Source organism: Streptococcus handemini (genome assembly GCF_040984445.1).
GTDB classification, from domain to species: domain Bacteria; phylum Bacillota; class Bacilli; order Lactobacillales; family Streptococcaceae; genus Streptococcus; species Streptococcus handemini.
Genome location: NZ_JBFRYH010000121.1, coordinates 1 through 1,234, shown reverse-complemented (window position 1 = coordinate 1,234; position 1,234 = coordinate 1). Strand labels below are relative to the sequence as shown.

Here is a 1,234-nt window from a genome sequence, read left to right as displayed (position 1 = left end):
TAACCCGAAGGTCGTAGGTTCAAATCCTGCTCCCGCAATTTGATTGTGGATTTGGCTCGGTAGCTCAGTTGGTAGAGCAATGGATTGAAGCTCCATGTGTCGGCGGTTCGATTCCGTCTCGCGCCATTAATTTAATATTTTGGAAGGGTAGCGAAGAGGCTAAACGCGGCGGACTGTAAATCCGCTCCTTCGGGTTCGGGGGTTCGAATCCCTCCCCTTCCATACCTTTACGGGCATAGTTTAAAGGTAGAACTAAGGTCTCCAAAACCTTCAGTGTGGGTTCAATTCCTACTGCCCGTGTTATATTATGGCGGGTGTGGTGAAGTGGTTAACACATCAGATTGTGGCTCTGACATTCGTGGGTTCGATTCCCATCACTCGCCTATTTTATTATTGGGGTATAGCCAAGCGGTAAGGCAAGGGACTTTGACTCCCTCATGCGTTGGTTCGAATCCAGCTACCCCAGTTATCAGATATTAGCCGGCGTGGCGGAATTGGCAGACGCGCTGGACTCAAAATCCAGTGTCCGCAAGGACGTGCCGGTTCGACCCCGGCCGCCGGTATAGTTGGTATGACAAGGTTTTTAAGACCTTGTCTCTTTCTTTATTTGGATGGATATCGGCTCTTTGTCAACTGTAGTGGGTAGATGAAAAGCTAACACCTAGAGAGAACGACATTCGTTTTCTCTTTTTTGATGTTTAAGGGTAACCGCTCCATAACGGAGTATATTGAAAAGTTCCAAAGTCGCTTTGACTCTGGAACTTTTTCCTATCTACAGTTGTTTTGAATACTTTCCGCCCATGGTAAATAAGCCTCCAGTACCTCCTTTTTAGCGAGCGTCTCCTCGTTAGGTAGATTGTCTAGAAGATAGGTCATCTATTTCTCTGAATCAAGGCCGTGTCGCTTAGCTGTTTCCAAAAGACTAAGAATGATAGCTGTCGCCTTGGCTCCCTCAAAGCTTTGTGAGAACAACCAATTTTTACGACCTATAACCAAAGTCTTCATAGCCCTCTCGGCTATGTTGTTAGACAGGACTAAGTTACCGTCCGAGAGAATGGTTCGGAAGGTGGTTTCATATTTAAGGCTATACTCTAAAGCAATCCCCAATATCCTTTAGAAAGGTCTTAAATACCGTCTGGAAAATAGGGTCAACTGAAGCAATTTCCTGTTTGATGAGGTGAAAGAAATGGTCTGAGTTTTTCTCTTGGAAATGGAATAAGAGAAGTTGATAGAG

The 1,234-nt window shown here is 45.3% G+C and carries 6 tRNA genes and 2 pseudogenes; 6 read left to right on the top strand and 2 right to left on the bottom strand.

Annotated elements, in window-relative coordinates:
• Nucleotides 1–53: 53 nt before the first annotated feature.
• The 6 genes from ABPH35_RS10855 to ABPH35_RS10830 all read left to right on the top strand — a co-directional run bounded on the left by ABPH35_RS10855 (nucleotide 54) and on the right by ABPH35_RS10830 (nucleotide 563).
• A tRNA-Phe gene (locus tag ABPH35_RS10855) sits at nucleotides 54–126 on the top strand.
• A 15-nt stretch (nucleotides 127–141) separates the two neighbouring features.
• Nucleotides 142–222, top strand: a tRNA-Tyr gene (locus tag ABPH35_RS10850).
• Nucleotides 223–229: 7 nt separating this feature from the next.
• Nucleotides 230–300, top strand: a tRNA-Trp gene (locus ABPH35_RS10845).
• Between the two features lie 10 nt (nucleotides 301–310).
• Nucleotides 311–383 (top strand) — tRNA-His (locus ABPH35_RS10840).
• Between the two features lie 11 nt (nucleotides 384–394).
• Nucleotides 395–466 (top strand) — tRNA-Gln (locus ABPH35_RS10835).
• A gap of 13 nt (nucleotides 467–479) precedes the next feature.
• Nucleotides 480–563: transfer RNA gene (locus ABPH35_RS10830), tRNA-Leu, on the top strand.
• Nucleotides 564–768: 205 nt separating this feature from the next.
• Here the strand turns inward: ABPH35_RS10830 and ABPH35_RS10825 are convergent.
• Together ABPH35_RS10825 and ABPH35_RS10820 are read right to left on the bottom strand one after the other, a co-directional pair.
• Nucleotides 769–1,107, bottom strand: a pseudogene (locus tag ABPH35_RS10825) (IS66 family transposase); the annotation flags it as partial.
• Nucleotide 1,108: 1 nt separating this feature from the next.
• A pseudogene (locus ABPH35_RS10820) lies at nucleotides 1,109–1,234 on the bottom strand (ISL3 family transposase); the annotation flags it as partial.